This is a genomic window from Stella humosa, from assembly GCF_006738645.1.
In the GTDB taxonomy this organism is placed as follows: domain Bacteria; phylum Pseudomonadota; class Alphaproteobacteria; order ATCC43930; family Allostellaceae; genus Allostella; species Allostella humosa.
The window spans coordinates 2,271,522-2,290,212 of the sequence record NZ_AP019700.1; the positions used below are offsets into that span (position 1 = coordinate 2,271,522).

Below are 18,691 nucleotides of genomic sequence, written 5' to 3' on the forward strand. Positions count from 1 at the left end.
TGCAACAAGTAGTTGAAAGTGCGACGCCGAGACGTCGCGGGCGGGGGCGCGTCGGTATGACCATGCCTTCGATCGCGTCCCGGCGCAGGGTGTCGGCCCTGCGCCGGGCTGCCGCCGCCCTGTGGGAGCGGCAGGGCGGCAGTCGCTACACGGCCCGGCGCAGCGGCGGAGCCGACCCGACCTTCGGCGCCCGCCCGGCTCGCGCCGCCTTGGCATCCGCATGCATCTCTTCGCGGGTCGCGTTGCCGGCCTTCGTGCCCTGGTCGATCTGGGCTAGGCGGGCCGCCACGATGCCGATGGCCGCATTCGCCTTCCGCAGCTCGTGCACCACTTCGCGATGCTCGGCCGCCGTCGGTCCGCTGCGCCCGGCGGCCAGGCCCTCAATGATGCGCGAGTGGGGCACCGAGAACACCCGCTCGCCCGGCATCAGCATGGCCGGCACGCTGTCCCGGCCAGCGACGCCGCCCGTCACCAGCCCGCCGAGCGCGTAGCCGGCGGGGGCGCCGGAGCCGGCGAAGAACCCCGGCGGCACGGTCGTGAACTGGCGCAGCTTGTCGATAAAGCCTTTCCAGCGCGTGCCGTCGGTCGAGGCGTTCAGCCAATTCAGATGGTCGGTTCCGCCGAAGTCCAGGTTCATGGGGAAGCCCGCTTGCCGCGCCGCGGCGAAGTATTCCAGGCGGTCCAGGCCAGCCAGCCCCGAAGGGTGCGCCTGGAGCATCCAGGCGTAGGCGGCTTCCTCGGTGGCGGCGCCCGTGTAGGACGCGAACCCCTTCATGAACTCGACGACGGACTCGTTGGCGCCGCGGCCGAGCGACTGCATGCCGAACCTGATCTGCGTCAGCTTGCCGGCGCTGTCGAGGTAGTAGCCGGCGCCCGGAGTGGTCGGGGTCGACCCACCACCGCCGCCACCGCCACCGCCGGACGTGCCGCCACCGCTGCTGCTGCCCAGGGCGGACAGGTCGCCCCGCAGCCCTTCGATCTGGCCATTGAGCCGCGCCAGTTCCGCATTGGCCGTGGCAGCCAGCGCCAACTGTTGGGTCTCGAAGGTTGCCGTCTTCTGCTCGGCCTGCGTGATCATGCCAATGGTGCGGTCGAACAGCGCGACGTACTGCGGCGACGAGCCAAACACTTGCTTGCCGAGCGACAGGACGGTGCTGCTCACTTGCTGTAGTTCGCGGGCCGCATCGGGCGCGTCCGCGCCGCCGGCCAGGACACGAGCCAGCGCCGCCGCCTGCTGCCGCTGGGCTTCGGCAAGCTGATCGCCAAGGGATGCCGGGTTGTTGCTCGGGTCGGTCAACAGCCCGAGGCGATACAGACGCAGGCTGTCGGCAGCACCCTTAAAGGCGTTGGCCATCCGCTCGGCCTCGCGGGCCGCATCGTTCTGGATGCGAGCCAGGTCCTGGAGGCTGTCGATCTGGTCTTGAATGGCTTGGCGCGCGCCATCGTTGCTGCTGCCGCCGCCGCTGCCGCCGCCGGAACTGGTCGACGACCCGTTGTCGTTGGCCGGCAGGTAGCCGCCGGCCTGCGGGGCAACGGCCCGGGTGTAGCCGGCCTGCGCATACTGGCGGATGGCGTCCGCCTGCGCCTGCGTGATGTAGCCGGCCGTCGACGGGTTGTTGTCCGGGTCCAGGTTGTAGATCAGCCTGTTGCCCATCTCGCGCAGGGCCGCCTCGTCGCCGGTCGCGGCTGCCGAAACGAGCCCGAGCAGGCGGGCATACTGCGTAGTGTCGAGCCCCTGGCCGGCGAACAGGTCGCGGCTGCTCATTTGGAATGCGGGATTGATCGTCTGTTCGATGCCGGTGCGGATGTCGATGGCCAGCGCCGTCATCTGGCGCGCGATTTCCTCGCGGGCGCGGATCGCGCCGCCCACCATGTCGTCCCAGATGCCTTGTTGGATCTGGCCGATTTCCTCGGTCTTGAAACCGACGTCCGTCAGGATCGGCAGCAGGTCGCGCATGAAGGCTTCATATTCGGCCGTGGCTGCGGTCACGGGGTCGAGCGTGGCGCCCAGGCCCAGCGTCGTCAGGACATAGCCGCGCGTGGCCGCGTCGGCCTTCGTGGTGCCGTCGGCCAGTTCCTCGGTGCCCAACTTCAAGTCCGCGATCTTCTCGCGGAAGTCGTCAACTCCGGTCTTGATGTCGGCCGCCATCTTTCGGCCGCTCTCGCCCACCGCGCGCAGCGCCAGGGCCACCGGGTCGAGCGCCGCGGTTCCAAGCTCGACCAGCGGATCAAACATGCGGCCGAACTCGACGTCGGCCAGGAAGCCCTCCAGGTCGGTCGCCGTGCTGTTCTGCACGGCGGTCGCGACGGTCTCGCCCAGGCCCGACCAGTCGGCCGACTTCAGCGCGGCCATGCTGAAGTCACTGAAGGCCTGCGCCATCTGCTCCTTATCTTCGGGGTCGAACGTGAACACCTGCCAGTCGTCGACCGACTGCGCGTCGGGCGCGCCGTAGCTGATGCTGGCGCCTTCCTTCTTCCCATACCGAGCGGAGACGGTGCCGCCGAACTCGACGCCGCTATAGCGGCGCGCCAGCTCGTCCAGCGTGCGCTGGCCGGCGTCGGCGATGTTGTCGACCAGCGTCAGCGACGACGCGTGCTTGTCGCCGCGGTAGAGGCGATCGAAGCTGAGGTCGCCGCCAGCGCCCGCCTGGTCGAAGGTGAACGACGACTCCGCGCCCATGTTGCTGGGCTTCTTGCCGAACAGGCTGCCGACGAGATTGCCGATGAACCCGCCGATCGGGCCGCCGATGCCAGGCAGCAGGAAGTTGCCCAGGGCGAATCCGCCCGCCCCCAGGCCGGCCTGGATGAAGTTGCCGGAAATGATGCCGGGAAGGGCGGAAGCCAGCGGGCCGATGATGTCCATGGGCGTGAAGCTGATACCGCCCTGCATGCCCGAAGCGCCGCCGGCGCCGCCCGCGCCCCATGGCGTGGCAGACCCCGGCCCGAACGTAGCCTCGGCGCCGTAGTACGCGCTCCCGACCGACTGCGACCCCCCGATGTTGGCGAACGGCGTGTTGGCCCAGCGGAAGGCGTCCCCCACAAGCCCGCCGACGTCCGCACCGCCGATGCTGAAGGATGGCACGCCGATGCCGCCACTGGCGCCGCTGCTGCCCGTGCGCGTCGACGAGCCGGCCAGCCCGAACAGGCCAGGCATGTTCGTGACCGCGTTCGTCATCATCGGCAGGACGATGGGGCGCAGCAGCGCCTCGGCCGCGATCTGCGAGAATGCCCGCAGCGCCATGTCCGTGAAGGATTTCCAAAAGTCTTTCGTCTTACCCGTCAGGGTGTCGAACAGCGCATCGGCGCCGAAGTCGACGATCCGGTCGGTCGAGCGGCCAATCGCGCGGTCCACTTCCTCGCGGTAGCGCGCGGCCGCCTGCTGGGCGGCTTTGAAGGCGGGGTCCGATTCCTCCAGGTTGCGGTTGATTTCGGCGGTCGCTGCCGCAAAAACTTCCTGCGTGATCGAACCGGCGCGCAGCAGGCGGTCGAGCGTTTGCATCTCGGCGCTCGCCTTCTGGGCGGCCGGCATGAACCGCTTGGTAAGGGAGTCAGCCAAGGCGTCGTCCGCCTTGATGATCGCCTCGAACTCCTTCGATCCGGCCGCTAGCCGCCGTTCGTGCTCGAGCGCGACCGCCGTCGCATCCTTCACGGACTGGTTCAAGCTGTCGAAGCTGATTTTCTCCTCGCGGATCTTCTTGTTCAGCCCCGCCGCCTTTTTCTCGGCTTCGTCGTACGCCTTGACCGCCAGCCCGAGATACCGCGTGTGGTCTTGGATGCTGAGGTTTCCCTCCGACAGCGCCTTGTCCAAGCCCATCACGGTCTCGGAAAACGTCTTCATATTTTTGAATCGTGGGTCCAGGTCGGACAGCACCTTGTCCAGTTCCTTCCTGGCCGCGACCTGTTCCTTCAGTGCGGCATTGGCCTGGGACTGCGCCTTGGCTTCGTCCGCCGCCGCCTGCTCAGCCATGCCCCGTTGGGCGGTCAAGCGGGATTCCTGCAACGCCATCTCCTGCGTCAGGCTGAGCGCCTGCTGCAGGTTGGCAATGTTGGCATCGTTCTGCCGGGCCAGTCCCTCCAGCCCGCCGGCCCGCTGCTGATCGCGGATGCGCTCCAGGTTGGCGATCTGCTGCACCAAGCCGGCCGCAATGTTCTGGTTCGTGGCCGGCTTCGACAGGTTGTTGAGGATGTTGGCGATGCCCTGGAGCCCGGCCGCCAGCACCTTTGTCAGGCCGATACTGTCGTTCAACGAGTTCAAGAACCGCGTCCACGCGACCGACGCCTCGCCGGCCGCGCGCTCGACGGTGACGGGCAACTGCGCGAACTGCTGGTCGGCCTGGGCTGCGCCCTTCTGGAGCGCGCCGAACACCTTGTCGGCGGTCAACTGCCCCTCGCTACCCATCGTCCTAAGCTGGCCGATGCTGACGCCCAGGCCCTCGGCGATCTGCCGCGCCACGAGCGGCAAATTTTCAAGGATGCTGTTCAACTCGTCGCCGCGCAGCACGCCCGACGCCAGAGCCTGGGCAAGCTGAATGCTGCCATTCGCGACTTCCGAGGCCGACGCGCCGCCGACGGCGCCCAGTTTCCCGACGGTCTCGACCAACCGCGCCGCTTCCTCCTGCGTCGCGCCCAGGGACTTCGATGCCAAGTAGAAGCGGCTGAATGCCTGGCCCACGCCGTCGACCGATGCGCCCGTCTTGCTGGCGATGTCGAACACCTGCTGCACCGCCATCTGGCCCTGGGCCGCGGACCCGGACAGCGCCGTGAACCTGCCCGCCAGCATGGCGACCTGATCGCCGGCCGTGACGATCTGGCGGCCAAGGTCCATCACCCCGGCGACCGAGAACGCCGCCGCCATGACCGGCCCGAGCTGCCGGCCGAGCGCCATCAGCATGCCCATGCCGCCGCTGACTTGCTCCTGTCCGCCGGCCGCCTGGGCGTTGGCCTGCTGCATCATTCGCCCGTAGTCCGACGCGCTGATCTGGCCCTGGCGTAGGGCCTGATTCAGAACCGCCTGCTGCTGCGCCAGCCGCGCCTGCGATGCGTGCGTGCGATCGAGCGCGCCACGCACCGCATCCAGGTCGCTCGCGAACTTCCGCTCGGCGGCGGCCGTACCGTCGATTTCCCGACGATATCTGGTCAGCGATCGCGCCGCTTCATCCTGGGAGATGATGCCCCGCCGCACCTCGGCGTCGGCGGCCCGGATCGCCTGCTGCATCTTGGCGTGTACGGCCAAAGTCGGGTCCATGGCCTGCTGGATGTTTTGCCACTGCCGCGCATACCGCGCCTGGTGCTGCGACAGCCCGGTCATCTGCGCGGACTGCTTTTCCATGGCCGCGGCCGCGCTGTTCATCGCCTTGGCATAGGTATCGGCACCCTCCTTCGCGAGGCGGGCGTCGATGACTAGCTCGGTAACGATGCGCTCGGTCGCGGCCATGTGGCGGCCTCCATCAGAGGGACGGAGCGTCGGGAGACGCCCCATCCCGGCGCCTCGGGGCGCGGGGTATGGATATCTTGTGGCGCTCGGGATTCTGCCGCCGAGTGGCCGATCCCCCGGCCGGCTACGGATGCCGGCCGGGATGGTGGTCATCGCCGCGCCCGTCAAAAGCTACCGGGCCGCGATCTGTCGGGGTTGTCCGAGGCGGGGGCACTGGCCGACTGATCCCCCTCCGGCGGCCCTTGTTCGCCGGACTATGGCCCCTAGACACTGTTCACTCGCTGCCGCCTACCCAGATCCGGACACGGCCGGCGGTACGCCCCCCGAGGATGCCTTCGTGCGCGATATCCACGTCGATGCCGACGCGCCGACCATGCGGCGCCGCTGCTGCGATGGTTTCCCGGATGGTCAGCGACAGATCGGCCGCGATCTGCTGCGCGACGTTGTAGGTGGTGGTGGGCGGCGCCGTCACAGGCTGCCGCGCGTCCTCTCGGACGCGACGCACGATCTCCCTGGCCGGCATCTCGCTGGCGGGGGCCGCCACTACCCAATCTCGTGCGCTGCTCATGATCTGGCTTCCCTCGCTGGGGCCGGCACCCGGACCCGTGGTTTCGTCTTCGCCGTCGTGTCCGCCTCGATGCCGGCATCGTCGAGCCGGCGCTGCAACTCCCGGACGGTGACGGCCATGGCCTCGATCTCGGCCTCGCGGCGCTCGATGTCGACGCTCGCCTTGGCGCGCATCTCGGCGAACTCGGCGCGCATCTCGGCGATGGTCTGGCGGGCCTCGGCTTCGATGGCCTGCCGTTCGCGCCGCCAGGTCTGCCGCTCCTCGGCGATGACCTGGCCCAGCGCCGCGCGCAGCGCGTCGGGGGCCGGCTGTAGCCGCTTGCCGGGGTTCTCCATCACCACCACACCGCCCCGTCGATGTAGGCGACGGCTCCGCTGCGCTGCTTGGCGAAGGCCACATCCATCAAGAGCCGCAGCGCCAGCGTGTTCGTCTGGAACATGCTGCGGACCGGGTCGGCGACCGTGGGGCCGGTCGCGCTCACGATCTCAAGCGGGGTGTCGCTCATGTGGATGACTGCCTCTTCGGCCGCCGCGATCTCGACGTCGCGGCCGATGCCGTGGACCAGCGCCTGGGGGTCGACCGCGATCAGGCGTCCGGCCGGGATCGCGAGCGATGCCAGGACGGGCACCGTCAGGTCGGGCCGGCGGACCCGCATCACCGCGGCCAGGGCGGGGGAGGCGACGAAGGCGACATCACCGCTGCCGGAGGCGCCGACGGCGGCAGCCAGGTCCGCCAAGTCGTCGTCCAAGTAGCCGGTTGCCGGGGTCGGGGTAACGCCGTAGAGCATTCCGGCATGTGCAGCCGCGCTGCCGGCGGTCGTTGCGAAGTAGGCGGAGTCCAGACTGATCGCGGCCTCGCGCCGCAACATCGTCTCGAACACGGCGTAGGCCGCCGACCGCTTCGCCAGTTCCGTGCTGAAGGGCAGGATGCAGCCCATCTTCTTGGGGCCGATGACGACGAGCGAGAAAGCACCGGCCGAGACGGGGATCGCGGATGCTTCGCCAACCCATCCGATCCTCGTCGGCGCCGCGTTGCGGGTCGGCAGGCGAATGTCCTTCCATTCGTCGAGCGGAATCACGATGCCGCTGGGGGCGAGGGCCGCCGCGGCGCTGCCCGGCGCCATCCACTCCAGGAAGCCGCCCATGAGTGCAGGCGCCACTTCCTCAGCCCAGCCCGGAACCGACGTCGTCGCGGGGTCGATCGCGGCCCGCTCGATCGCGGCGATTGCCGCACGGTCGCCCGGCCAGCTCTCGCGGATGATGTTGGCGGCCCTCTTCTCCGGGTCATGATCGCGGACGGCGTGCGCGCGCATAAGCGCGAAGGCCGCGCGGACCAGCGACGTGTCCCGTGCCGGCGAAGTGGCCGGCCTGACGGGAATCGGGAGCGGGCCCCCGCTGGAAAGACTCTTCATGGCGAGATTAGAGCATATGCAACGCGTCTATGTTGTAGACGCGTCACACTTTGTTGCGCTGGGATGCCGCCAATTCTTCCAGCATACGCGCCACCGCGTCGCCGATCTCGCTGCGGTCTTCGGACTTTTGCTCCGGTAGCCACCGCAGATCCATCAGGATCTCGACGACGTGAACCGACACGGGCACTGGCACGACGACGAGGCCGAGGCGCTGGCGCTCGCGCAGGCGGCGCTGGCGGGCGGTTGCTGGGCGGGCCGCACCCCTGGTCCGGCCATAGTCAACGCTCATGCTTCACCCCCTAAAGGGGGTGGAGAAACCCCCTTCCGAAAATTCATCGCACTGCGCACGGCGGACCCGGCCGGCTGGCAGCCCTGGATGTGGCGGGTCGGCGCCTGCCCCCCGGACCGGCCCATTTTCCTTTCAGAAACGCGATCCTGTGCGGCGTGGACCCGCGCGGTCTGGCGCCCTTCGCCGTTTTCGGGTCGAGGGTGCCCCCGAGGGGTCGCTGCCTCGATGCCGACGGCCGTCCGTCCCGTGCCACCATCACGGGCGTCCCGGGAGGCGACGGCGGGGCGGCCGCTGCTGGCCCTCCGGCGCGGGCTGGGCCTCCACGGCGGCGAGGCGGGTGGTGACGCCCAGCACCACGTCGGCCGCTTGGCTGGAGACATCCGCCAGGCCGACGATATTGGCTTCGGCCGTGTCGAGCCGACCAGCGACAGCGTGAATGGCCTTGGCCAGATCTTCCACCATCTGCGCGAAGGCGATGCCGCCGGACTGGAGCACGGCGACCTGGGCCTCAAGGTCAGCGACACGCGCGGCGAGGGCATCCTGGTCCATCTCAGTGGCCTCCATCGGCTTGGCCCGCGGACGGCTCGGGCAGGTCGGGCAACGGCCGGCCGCCATTCATCAGCGCACCGATAAACTCGACGAGCGGCCCGATCAGGTCGGCATTGAAGCCGCTGCGGTAGATCGCGCTTTCCATGCCGCGCAACCGGCCCTCGGCGGGCGTCGCCATGCCGACTAGGATCACCGTCTCGATGGCATCGAGGTCGAACCGCAGGATGGCTTCCCGCGCGGCGACCAGCCCGCCGAACGCCCGACTGATCGCCAGGGCCGCGGTGAGGCTGGGGTGCAGGACATGCTGGGCGCCATCGAGCGTGACCACGATAGCGTCGGTGCCGGCGGTCGGTGCGCGCTTCGGCTCGCCGATCACCCGATCGGCTTCGGCGGCGGCGATAGGGTCAGGGTCGGTCATTGGTCGATCTCCAAGTGGTAGGGGTGGGGGCGGGCCGGTTTCGGTCGGTGGACGGCCGAAGGCGGCAGCCGGCGGGTTCCGCAGCTGCCATAAACGCCACGAAAAAAGGTTTCAGACCCGCCGCGCATCGGGCTTCCGTCGCAGCATGTCGCCCGGCCATGTCGGGGTGGGTGGCATGTCCGCCGCACGCAGCGGCGGTGGCTCCGGGGCGTTGCTGGTGCTGCGGGACGGCGCCTGCCAGGCAGCGGCCGCGGCCAGCGCCTGCCTGCTCGGCTTCCTGATGCGCGTGGTCCGTGACGTCTTTTCAGGGATCATTTCAGAGGCTCCGAACGCGGGTGCCGGGCACCCCAAGTGCCCGCGCCCCCGCGTTTCGGGGCAGGGGGGTATGGGGGGTGAGAACACAGGGTGTGGGCAGGTGTGGGCAGGGTGTGGGCACCCATGTGCGCAGGGTGTCCGCAGGGTGTGCGCACCCCGGTTTTGGCATGTGCGCAGGGTGTGGGCATGTCATGCGGGCCGGAGCCTGGCGCCATCTTTGCTCGGCGGCCCATAGCGCTCCGAGACGATGGCGCCGCGCTGTTGGAGGCGATGCAAGGCGCTCTCAAATGCCGGCTTGCCCACGCCTTCGCGGCCGGAGTGTCGGGCGAAGATGGTCGGGGCGTAGTTCCGCGCCTGCATTCGCGGGCTTACCCACTCGCCCGCCGTGTAGGTCGACTGCAACAGCGCCAGGAACACGCGGTCAGCCTTGCTGGCCATGGCGGTGCGATCGAGCGACCCCGGCTCGTCCAGGGCGTGGAAGACGCCATCCCGCCACTGGACGCGGAAGCTGTCGCCCTTGCGCGCGTAGTTGCTCTTTACGCGGGTGATGATGCGGGTGTCGGGGTCGGCATCGGGATCGGGGTCCTGCTCCATGTAGAGCATGGACCTGACGCCGTTCGGCCAGTGCGTGCTGCCGCTGTTGCCGGTCCGGGCCGCGGTACCGGCGGCGCTGGGGTGCGACAACAACAGCACGGCACCGTCGATCTCGATGGCCAGCCGATTAAGGGTGGTCAAGAACGCTCGAACCTGTCGGCGCTTGATCTCGTCGCCCCCGAAGAGGTTGGCACTGCTGTCAAGGATCAGCAGCTGCGCCTTGAATGCCTTGGCTGCGGCGACAACCTGGCCGTAGTAGGGCGTCACCTTGACCCCACCGCGTCCGTCCTCTTCCACCATCTCGTGCGCATCGACGATGGCACTGCGCCATGCCATGTCGCCGAAGTCCGACAGATCGGCGCCCATGGAGGCGGCCACCGAGGCCATGCGTCGGTGCAGTTCGCTTTCGTCGTCCTCGCAGTAGATGCCCAGCGACCGCACCCGCTCCACGGCCCAGCCGAGCCATGATGCGCCAACAGCGGTGGAAGCCTGCAACTGGATGCCGCCGACCTGGGATTTGCCCACGCCGCCCGACCCCGAGAACAATGTGCACTGGTGCAGCGGCAGCCAGCCCGGCACCAGCCACGCCCGATCGGGGATCGGCCTCCCAGCCAGGTCCGCTGCGACCGTGATGTCGAACGACGGCCGGTCGGCGCCGCTGGCATTCAGCGCGGCCTGCTCTCGCAAGAGCGCCGAGCGGGCCGCGGGGTCGCGCTCGGTGACCATGGTGTGAGCGATTTCCAGGCCGCGCCGATCGACCCAGCAACGGATGATGTCCTCGACCCATCGCTCGGTCGATCCGGCCGACCAGAGGCCGATGCCGGCGCTGTAGACGCGGAGAACGTAGTCGTAGCCGCCGCCCAGCTCGTAGAGGGGATCCTGCCGGGCCGCCGTGTGGACCGTCACCGGATCGGCGGTCGCACCGCGGGAGATGATGTCCTTCGCCTTCTCGAACAGTATCCCGTTGATCGCGTCCGCGAACATGTGTCCGGCCAGGCCCGGGTCCACACGGCTGAGCGCCGTCGGGCCGTTCTGCATCAGGGCGGAGACGAGCGCCTGCTCGGCCTCGACGTTGGCCGGCTGCGCCCGTTGGCCGAAGGCGCCGCCGTCATCCATGGGCGCCACCCAAGGCGAGGCCGGCGACCAGCGCGGCGACCGGCATCGGCAGGGCGAACCTGCGGGCCAGCACGGTTGCCCGGCGACGGTCGAGGGTGCTATCGTCGAACTCGTCGCGGCTGCCCAGCTCGACGGTTTCCAGAAGCCCACCGCGCCCCGCCAGGCTGGTGGGCTTCTCCATGTCCGGGGCCACTCTATGCGGCCTCGGCGGCGGCACGCTCCAGCCGCTCAATGGCGGCACGCTCCAACCGCTCGACATGCGCCCGAAGCGTGCTTTTCCGGGCGCACCAGACGCCCCCCAACTTAAAGGCGGGCAGCAGCCCCCGCTCTAGCAAGTGATAGGTGCGGCGCTCGTCGCCGCCGATCTCGCCAGTGATGCCTCGTGCGCCCACGAGCAGGTCATCCGCGATCCGATCAGTCATGCCCACACTCCAATCGCTGGCGACGGTTATGCGTCACGTTCCGATATATGTGGGAAGCTATCGTTGGTCGGCTTGCAATTCAAGCCACTTCCGATAAATATCGGAACGCTGGGAAGATCGCGGAGGATATGGAAATGACGGGGCCGACAAAGCGCGCAGGCGCGCCGCCTACCTCGGAGCCTAGGCCGGGTCAGAAAACGACCCTGAGCGTGCGCGCAAGCCCGCAGCTCAAGGCGAAGATCCTTGATGCGATGAAGATGTCGGGGCGAAGCCTGAGCGAGGAGGCCGAGCTTCGGCTAGACTGGAGCTTTGCGGCCGAGGAGGAATGGGGATCGGCCGAGATTCGGCGGATGGCGTTCATCCTGGCGGGCGCGTTCGATCAATGGGGCCGCGCCGCCGCGATCATGAACGGACACCCCGATTGGACTCCGGCCCAATGGGTTGCAGATCCCGATTGCTACGGTGCGGCCTCCAGGGCCGTGGTCGAAACGCTCTACAGTAACTTGCCGACCAACGATCCAGATTTGCGCCGCCAGTTCCTCGCCAACCTCATCGTGAGGATTGAGAGCATCCGGCAGAACGAGGATGGTGCACGCCACGGCACTGCCGGATTCATTGAGCGCATAGAGCCGGCCAAGGCGCCCAAGGTGGAACGCTGATGGCCGCTATCCGCAAGCGCATCCTGCCGAGCGGGGAAACCCGCTGGCTGGTCGACTACAAGGACGGCGCGGGGCAGCGGCGGGCCAAGATGTTCCCGACGAAGCGCGACGCCACGGGATGGTTGGATCGGGCCAAGGGCGAACTGCTGGCCGGAACCCACGTCGCGGACTCCGCGAGCATCACGGTTTCTGAAGCCGCGGAAATGTGGCTCAAGCGGGCTGAAACCCACGGTCTGGAGTCCAGCACCATCCGGCAGTACCGCCAGCATGCCGAGCTCCATATCAAGCCGCGCGTCGGCGGGACTAAGCTTACGATGCTGACAGCGCCCGCGGTCCAGCAGTTCGCAGATGAGCTGATGGCGGCCGGCTCGCGGGCGATGGCGGGCAAGGTGCTAACAAGCCTGTCCGGCATTCTGGCCGAGGCGCAGTCGCGCGGGCTGGTCGGGCGCAATGTCGCGAAGGATGTCCGTGTCCGACTTCCGAAGCGGCACAAGGCGCGGCCCGAGATGCCGACGTCCGAAGAACTGAAGGCGATCGTCACGAACGCGGCCGGCCGCTGGCGCCCCCTGATCCTGACCGCGGTATTCACCGGCCTGCGCTCTTCCGAGCTCCGCGGCCTGCGCTGGGAGCATGTCGACCTGAAAGCCGGGGTGCTGACTGTCGCCGGCCGCGTCGACCAGTGGGGCGCCTACGGCTCGCCGAAGTCGGATGCCGGACGCCGCGATGTTCCGCTGGCGCCGATCGTCACGAACACGCTGCGGGAATGGCGTCTGACCTGTCCGAAGAACGGGGCCGGGGAACTGGAGTGGGTATTCCCGAACGGGGCCGGCAACCCCGAGAGTCACGCCAACATCGTCAACCGGGGCTTCGACCCTCTCCAGGTCGCGGCTGGCGTCACGGTGCCGGGCAAGGTGCGGAACGAGAAGGGCGATCTCGTCGACGGTGCCGTGGCGAAGCACAATTTCCACGCCCTGCGCCATGCCGCGGCCGCGCTATGGATTCAACAGGGGATCGGGGCGAAGAAGCTGCAAACGCTCATGGGCCATTCCAGCATCCAGATGACTTACGACGTGTATGGCTACCTGCTCGATCGGACCGAAGACGATGTCGCGGTCATGGCGCAGGTCCAGGCGCGCTTGCTAGGCTGATGCAACACGGATGCAACACGGCGGCCCGGAAGCCGCAGAAACCCTAGGGTTGCCTCGGACTGAAAATCCGCGTGTCGGTGGTTCAAGTCCGCCCCCGGGCACCATTTCTTCCCAAGATATCAACGACTTAACCGCCCCTGCCATAAGGGTGCTTGGTGGCTTTGCAGCAGGGTCCGCCCGGGTTTGCAGATTCCGTTCTCATCCTGTTTTCTGCTCCCAGGCCGTGACCGCCTTCTGGACCGACAGCTTGCACTTGGCGTCGCGGGAGTAGTACTCGGCCACGGCCGTCGACCGCTGGCCCAGGAAGGCCGCAATTGTCGCGCTGTCGAAGCCCAGATCGGCCAGCACCGTGCCCAGGTCCATCCCCGCGTGTGCGGGGGAGCCGCCGTCATGGCCGCCGTCCGCGCGTAGCGCTTCCGATCCGATCAGCTGATACCGCAGACTTTGGCGCCACCGGCTTCAGCATCCGGCGCACCGTGGTCAGCCCGACTGAAGCTTCTACCAAGCCCGGCTATTTGAAATGTGAGCGGATGCCTACGAAGGGTCGGGCGTTTCGCTGTTCAGAGTTCTGAATGAAACCGCACGGCCACCGGCCTTCACGCAAGCTGCGCAGCGCTACAGGGCACAACCCAATCCTGGAATCGGTGCGCCGCGCCTATCCTGGCCTTCGGTCGAGTGCCTCGCGGACTTTGGCGGCCAGTTCCTGGCGGCGATACGGCTTCAGCAACAGAAGGGTTCCGGGATTGAGGCGTCCATGATGGACGATGGCCGCCTCTGAATAGCCGGAGCTGAACAGAATACGGATGTCGGGCCGCAGAATCCGGGCGGCATCGGCCAGTTCGCGCCCATCCATGCCACCCGGCATGATGACGTCGGTCAGCAGCAGGTCGATGTCGGTCACGGTTTCCAGGATGGCGACCGCCTGTGGCCCGTTCTCGGCCGCGATCACGTCATACCCAAGCGCCGTGAGTTGGTCTGCCAAATGCCGGCGAACCATGGGATCGTCCTCGGCCAGGAGAATATGCTCGTGCCCGCCGACAATGACTTTCTGCGTGGGCAACACCAGAACTGGCGGATCCACTGACAAGGCCCGCTGGAAGTACAGCTTCACGGACGTTCCTTGTCCTGGCTCCGAGTAGAGGACCGCGTGGCCGCCCGATTGCTTCAGAAAACCATAGACCATGCTGAGGCCGAGGCCACTGCCCTTGCCGACTTCCTTGGTCGTGAAGAATGGCTCGAAGGCGCGCAGGGCGATGTCCGGCGGCATGCCGGTGCCGGTGTCGGAAACGGACACCATGACGTAATCCCCGCCCACGATATCGCCATGCATGTGGACGTAGGCGGCGTCGAGCACGAGGTTGCAGGTCTCGATGGTCAGGCGCCCGCCGGCCGGCATGGCATCCCGCGCGTTGATGGCGAGGTTCAGCAGCGCGACCTCGAACTGGCCGGGGTCGATTTCGGTCGGCCAGAGCTGCTTGCCGCAGGCGATCTGGATGTCGATGTTCTCGGTCAGGGTCCGGCCCAGCAGATCGTCCATGCCGGCTACCAGTGCGTTCAGGTCGACGAGCTTGGGATCAAGCGACTGGCGGCGGGCGAAGGACAGAAGCCGGCTGGTCAGCTCGGCACCACGCTCGGTCGCCTTCACGGCCGTATCGGCCAGGGCGCGCAGCGATTGTTGGCCCGCCAGCTGCTCGCTCAGGAGCTCGGTGTTGCCCAGAATAACGGTCAGCAGGTTGTTGAAGTCATGGGCGATCCCGCCCGTCAGCTGACCCACCGCTTCCAGCTTCTGCGCCTGGCGGAGCTGATCATCCAGCCGCCGGCGTTCCGTCACGTCGATCATGCTGCCGACCATTCGCACGGCCTGGCCGGCCGCGCCCCGGATGATGAAGCCGCGATCAATGACGGTGGCATAGTGGCCGTCGGCATGGCGAAAGCGGTATTCGTCCGTCCAGCTCTCTCCGGTTTCCTGCAAGGTTGCATTCAGGCGATCGATGACACGACCGCGGTCTTCGGGATGGATGCGACCTGTCCAGGATTCCAAGCCCGGCTCGATATCGTCAGGCTCGTAGCCGAACAAGACCTTCACGTTGTCGTTCCACCAGTTGCTGCCCGTCTCCAGGTTCCAATCCCAGACCACATCATTGGTCACCTTCGACAGCAGCCGGAATCGCTCGTCGCTGATGCGGATGGATTCCTCCGATCGCTTGCGATCGGTGATGTCGCGCTCGACCGATACCCAGTGCGTCCATGATCCCGACGGATCGGCGAGCGGCACGATGTCCAGTTCCAGCCAGAATTCCTCGCCGTTCTTGGCGTAGTTGACGAGCTGGCCTCGGTACGGTTGGCCCTGAGCCAGGGCGGCGCGGATCCGACCAAGCTCGTGCCGGTCGGTTCTCGCCCCCTGGAGGAATCTCGGTGTGCGGCCGATCGCCTCCTCGCGCGTGTATCCCGTGCGCCGGACGAAGGCATCGTTCACATAGACGATCTTCGGTCCCGCCGGCTCATCGATCGCATCGGCCGCCGTGATCAGGAGGATGTCGTTCTGGCGGGAGACCGCGGCCTCCAGCAGCCGCAGCTGTTCCTGCTGGGCGCGTGACCGGGTGATATCCCTGAAGTAGACGGCGATACCATTGGTGGACGGGTAGGCGTTGACGTCGAGCCATTTCGCCGTGGGTGCGTAGAAGGTGACGAAGCGGGTGGCCGTTCGGCTATCAACTACCTTCCTGCACTCGGCCTCGAAGCTGGATCGCGCCGCCTCGCCGAGGGCTTCCCACGCAGGCCTGCCCAGCAGGCGCAATCGCTCTGACCCAAGCAGGCTTTCCGCCTGACTGTTCACAAAGGTGAAGTGCCACTCGGCGTCGAGCGTGATGAAGGCGTCGGATATGTTCTCAAGCGTTTCCTGCAGGCGCCGCGAAAGATCGGCGGACCGCTCCCTCGTGGCTTCCAGTTCCGTCATGTCCTGGAAGGCGCCGTGGATTGCCTTCAGGCTGCCGTCGGGCAAGTATTCGGGCTCGCCGATTGCCCGGACCCATTTCACCGTCCCCACCGCGGTGACGATCTGCCAGACCTCGTCGAAGGGCTTCCTGTGGTCGATGCATTCGCCGACCGTGGCACGCACCCGATCACGGTATTCCGGGCGGTAAAATGCGACCGCCTCATCGACGGAAAGCGTGCGGATATCGGCGGCGTCATGGATCGCGGCGGTTTCCTCTGACCACTCCACCTGCCACCGCGCGAGGTCGAGCCGCCAGCCGCCCAGCTTCCCGGTCCTGCCGGCGATCTTCACGAGGTTGGTTGCCTCGGACAGGCGTTCGGCCGCCGCAACCTGGTCGCTGATATCCTGGACCACGCCTGTCAGGATCGGTCCCACGGACGATTGGGTTCGCTCCCCCAAGCCTTTGACGGTGATGACCTTGCCGTCCCGGCGAGAGATCCGGTGGCGAAAGTCGAAGTACCGCTCGGTCGACTGGGCAAAGGCTTCGAATTGCGCCAGCACCATCGCCCGGTCGTCGGGATGGACAACGCCGATATAGCTGTCGAACCGGTGGCCGAAGTGATCGGCGGCGATGCCGTACATCTCGTAGAGGTTCTCGGACCAGGAGAGTGCGCCGCTCTCCAGGTTCATCTTCCATATTCCAATGCCCAGCAGGCGTTGCGCCGTCCGCATGGTCGCCTGCTGTTCCAGCAGCGTCGCGCGGTCCTTTTCCAGCTCGAGCAGACGCGTGACGTCCATGGTTGAGACCAGGCGCGAGGGCTGTCCCTGATAGGTGACCGGCTGCGAGCGGATCGCTGCCTGAATGACCTTTCCGGACTTCAAGCGATGGCGCCAGATGCCGGATTCTCTCAGTCCGGTCAGGCCCGCATCGATCCACAGCCGCAGGGCAGGCGCATCTTCCTCCGGTCGGATGTCGGCAATGGTCATCGCCAAGAACTCATCCCTCGAATAGCCGTAGCGCGCTGTCGCGGCGGCGTTCACGTCGAGGAAACGCAGCGTGTCGATGCTGTAGATCCACATCGGGTCGGGATGCTGATCGAAGAATATGTCCGGAGCATATTTCATGGTTGAGACACTGGAATCGCGCGGTTCCGTTGTCATTTTAAGGTCGCGATCCTGTTCGGCAGAAGCGGAGCATCGGATATTTTGCGCGATGATCGGAATAATCGCAAGTTGGCAAACCCGGCATAGAGCAACCCAGCTCGGGAAGCAGGAGAGCGACTGATAATCTATTTCAACAATATATCTCTTGTACTGCGACGCGGCATCGCTTCTTCTAGGCTGTCAAATGACGCTCTGTGGTCGAAACGTCCGTAAGCGGCGTTGCGGGCCAGGGAGCGCGTGGGGGCGGGCAAGACATGGCTACGAAGGGGAATGCACGGCGGCTGCTGATCCTGGACGATGAGGCCGCCGTCGGCGAGATCATCGCGATGATCGCGGGCGGCATGGGCTTCGATGTCCGCACGGCCACCACGTCCGCGGAGTTCTTCCGGCAGGAATCCAGCTGGCATCCCACGCACATCGCGCTCGATCTCGTCATGCCGACGGTGGACGGCATGGAGGTCCTGGCCGAGATGGCCAGGCGCGGCACCACTGCTGCCATCATCATCGTCAGCGGTGCGGGATCGCGCGCGCTCCGGGCGGCAGAGCAGACTTCGGTCGCACAGGGCCTGAACGTGTTGGGCGCCGTACCCAAGCCATTCCGGGCCTCGAAGCTGCGCGAACTATTGTCCTCCGAACGTCCGGTCAGGCAGGACCCGCCGTCGCCGACTGTGCCGGCCGTGGAAGACCTGCAGGATGCCATCGACAGGCAGGCCCTCACGGTCGTCTTCCAACCCAGGATCCGCTGCACCGACAACCATCTGGTCGGGGTCGAGGTGCTGGCCCGCTGGAACTATCCCGGACGCGGCGCGATCGGTCCTAGCGCCTTCATCCCCATCGCTGAGGACGCCGGGCTGATCGTCCAGCTGACGACCCAGGTCATCGACATGGGGCTGGAATGGCTGGCGCGACGACGCCCAGAGCAGCACCTCCAGATGTCAGTCAACTTTTCGACGGCCTCTCTCACCGATCGCGGTTTCCCGGAGGTTGTCGAAAACCTTGCGCGCACGCGGGGCATCGAGCCTCATCGGCTGATCCTCGAGGTGAGCGATCGGGCGGTGATGGCCGACCCAATGGTCAGCCTGAATGTCCTGGCGCGCCTCCGCGACAAGGGTTTCGGACTGTCCATCGACGATTTCGGCAGCGGCAACGCGTCGCTCGAGCAGCTGGCCCGCATGCCGTTCTCGGACATGAAGATCGATTCGGCCTTCGTTCACGATGCATCGCGTGCCGGGGTGGCGCGCAAGGTCGTCCGCGCGATCGTGGCGCTTGGTCATAGTCAGGACATGACCGTTACGGCCGAGGGCGTCGAGGACCACGAAGCCCTTCGCTTCTTGAAAGATATCGGCTGCGATTTCGCGCAAGGTTACCTGATCGGTCGGCCGATGAGCGCCGAACGAATCTCCGCCTGGATGGACGCGCGCGCGTTCGCCGAAGGATAGGGGCGGCCAGGCGCATCGCGCCCGCATTGCCCGATATCTCCCGTCACGCTTCCTTAGCGCCGGCACGGGCGCCGGGTTTCCGCTGCCAGAATGGCCGGCAACGGCACATGGAGATATGTGCGTGCGACGCGTGTGCCTGCGGCCCCTATCGCAGGCTGGGCGTCTCCAGAATGCTTATAAACACCAATTTGAACGGAATTCGGTGTGATCATAAGTGATTGAATTAACTG

15 protein-coding genes are annotated in these 18,691 nt (G+C 67.0%); 3 read left to right on the forward strand and 12 right to left on the reverse strand.

The annotated features are described in order from the left end of the window. Positions 1 to 145: 145 nt before the first annotated feature. The 10 genes from STVA_RS10625 to STVA_RS10670 form a co-directional block, all read right to left on the reverse strand. Entirely contained in the window at positions 146 to 5,434 is a 5,289-nt protein-coding gene (locus tag STVA_RS10625; RefSeq protein WP_170216279.1) for a tape measure protein, read from the reverse strand. 274 nt (positions 5,435 to 5,708) lie between these two features. Beyond that, a complete protein-coding gene (locus tag STVA_RS10630) occupies positions 5,709 to 6,002 on the reverse strand; it encodes a hypothetical protein (protein ID WP_142235734.1) in 294 nt (97 codons plus the stop codon). Next, the gene (locus STVA_RS10635) at positions 5,999 to 6,343 is read right to left on the reverse strand and encodes a hypothetical protein (protein ID WP_142235735.1); all 345 of its coding nucleotides are present in this window, start codon (positions 6,341 to 6,343) and stop codon (positions 5,999 to 6,001) included. The genes STVA_RS10630 and STVA_RS10635 overlap by 4 nt, the downstream gene beginning before the upstream one ends. After that, positions 6,337 to 7,413: a phage major capsid protein gene (locus STVA_RS10640; protein WP_123687937.1), complete on the reverse strand. Its 1,077-nt coding sequence runs from the start codon at positions 7,411 to 7,413 to the stop codon at positions 6,337 to 6,339. The genes STVA_RS10635 and STVA_RS10640 overlap by 7 nt, the downstream gene beginning before the upstream one ends. Positions 7,414 to 7,456: 43 nt before the next feature. Continuing rightward, entirely contained in the window at positions 7,457 to 7,702 is a 246-nt protein-coding gene (locus tag STVA_RS10645; protein WP_123687938.1) for a hypothetical protein, read from the reverse strand. 255 nt (positions 7,703 to 7,957) lie between these two features. After that, positions 7,958 to 8,251 (reverse strand): hypothetical protein, encoded by a 294-nt coding sequence (locus STVA_RS10650; protein ID WP_142235736.1) that lies wholly within the window; start codon positions 8,249 to 8,251, stop codon positions 7,958 to 7,960. A 1-nt stretch (position 8,252) separates the two neighbouring features. Then, the gene (locus tag STVA_RS10655) at positions 8,253 to 8,669 is read right to left on the reverse strand and encodes a hypothetical protein (protein ID WP_123687940.1); all 417 of its coding nucleotides are present in this window, start codon (positions 8,667 to 8,669) and stop codon (positions 8,253 to 8,255) included. A 504-nt stretch (positions 8,670 to 9,173) separates the two neighbouring features. Continuing rightward, a complete protein-coding gene (locus tag STVA_RS10660) occupies positions 9,174 to 10,694 on the reverse strand; it encodes an AAA family ATPase (protein ID WP_142235737.1) in 1,521 nt (506 codons plus the stop codon). After that, entirely contained in the window at positions 10,687 to 10,875 is a 189-nt protein-coding gene (locus STVA_RS10665; RefSeq protein ID WP_123687942.1) for a hypothetical protein, read from the reverse strand. The genes STVA_RS10660 and STVA_RS10665 overlap by 8 nt, the downstream gene beginning before the upstream one ends. Before the next feature lie 13 nt (positions 10,876 to 10,888). Next, complete coding sequence (locus tag STVA_RS10670; RefSeq protein WP_123687943.1) at positions 10,889 to 11,116, reverse strand: DNA-binding protein; 228 nt, start codon at positions 11,114 to 11,116, stop codon at positions 10,889 to 10,891. 209 nt (positions 11,117 to 11,325) lie between these two features. Here STVA_RS10670 and STVA_RS10675 point away from each other — a divergent pair, with 209 nt between their 5' ends. Both STVA_RS10675 and STVA_RS10680 read left to right on the forward strand, forming a co-directional pair. Continuing rightward, complete coding sequence (locus STVA_RS10675; RefSeq protein WP_142235738.1) at positions 11,326 to 11,775, forward strand: hypothetical protein; 450 nt, start codon at positions 11,326 to 11,328, stop codon at positions 11,773 to 11,775. Then, positions 11,775 to 12,923: a site-specific integrase gene (locus tag STVA_RS10680; RefSeq protein ID WP_123687945.1), complete on the forward strand. Its 1,149-nt coding sequence runs from the start codon at positions 11,775 to 11,777 to the stop codon at positions 12,921 to 12,923. The genes STVA_RS10675 and STVA_RS10680 overlap by 1 nt, the downstream gene beginning before the upstream one ends. Positions 12,924 to 13,121: 198 nt before the next feature. Here the strand turns inward: STVA_RS10680 and STVA_RS27610 are convergent, their stop codons facing one another. Next, positions 13,122 to 13,286, reverse strand: coding sequence for a hypothetical protein (locus STVA_RS27610; protein WP_170216280.1), 165 nt, complete (start codon positions 13,284 to 13,286; stop codon positions 13,122 to 13,124). 292 nt (positions 13,287 to 13,578) lie between these two features. After that, entirely contained in the window at positions 13,579 to 17,019 is a 3,441-nt protein-coding gene (locus tag STVA_RS10685) for a PAS domain S-box protein (protein WP_123687946.1), read from the reverse strand. Positions 17,020 to 17,276: 257 nt separating this feature from the next. On the opposite strand from STVA_RS10685, the gene STVA_RS10690 reads away from it, so the two are divergent. Beyond that, entirely contained in the window at positions 17,277 to 18,461 is a 1,185-nt protein-coding gene (locus STVA_RS10690; protein ID WP_123687947.1) for an EAL domain-containing response regulator, read from the forward strand. Positions 18,462 to 18,691: the final 230 nt, after the last annotated feature.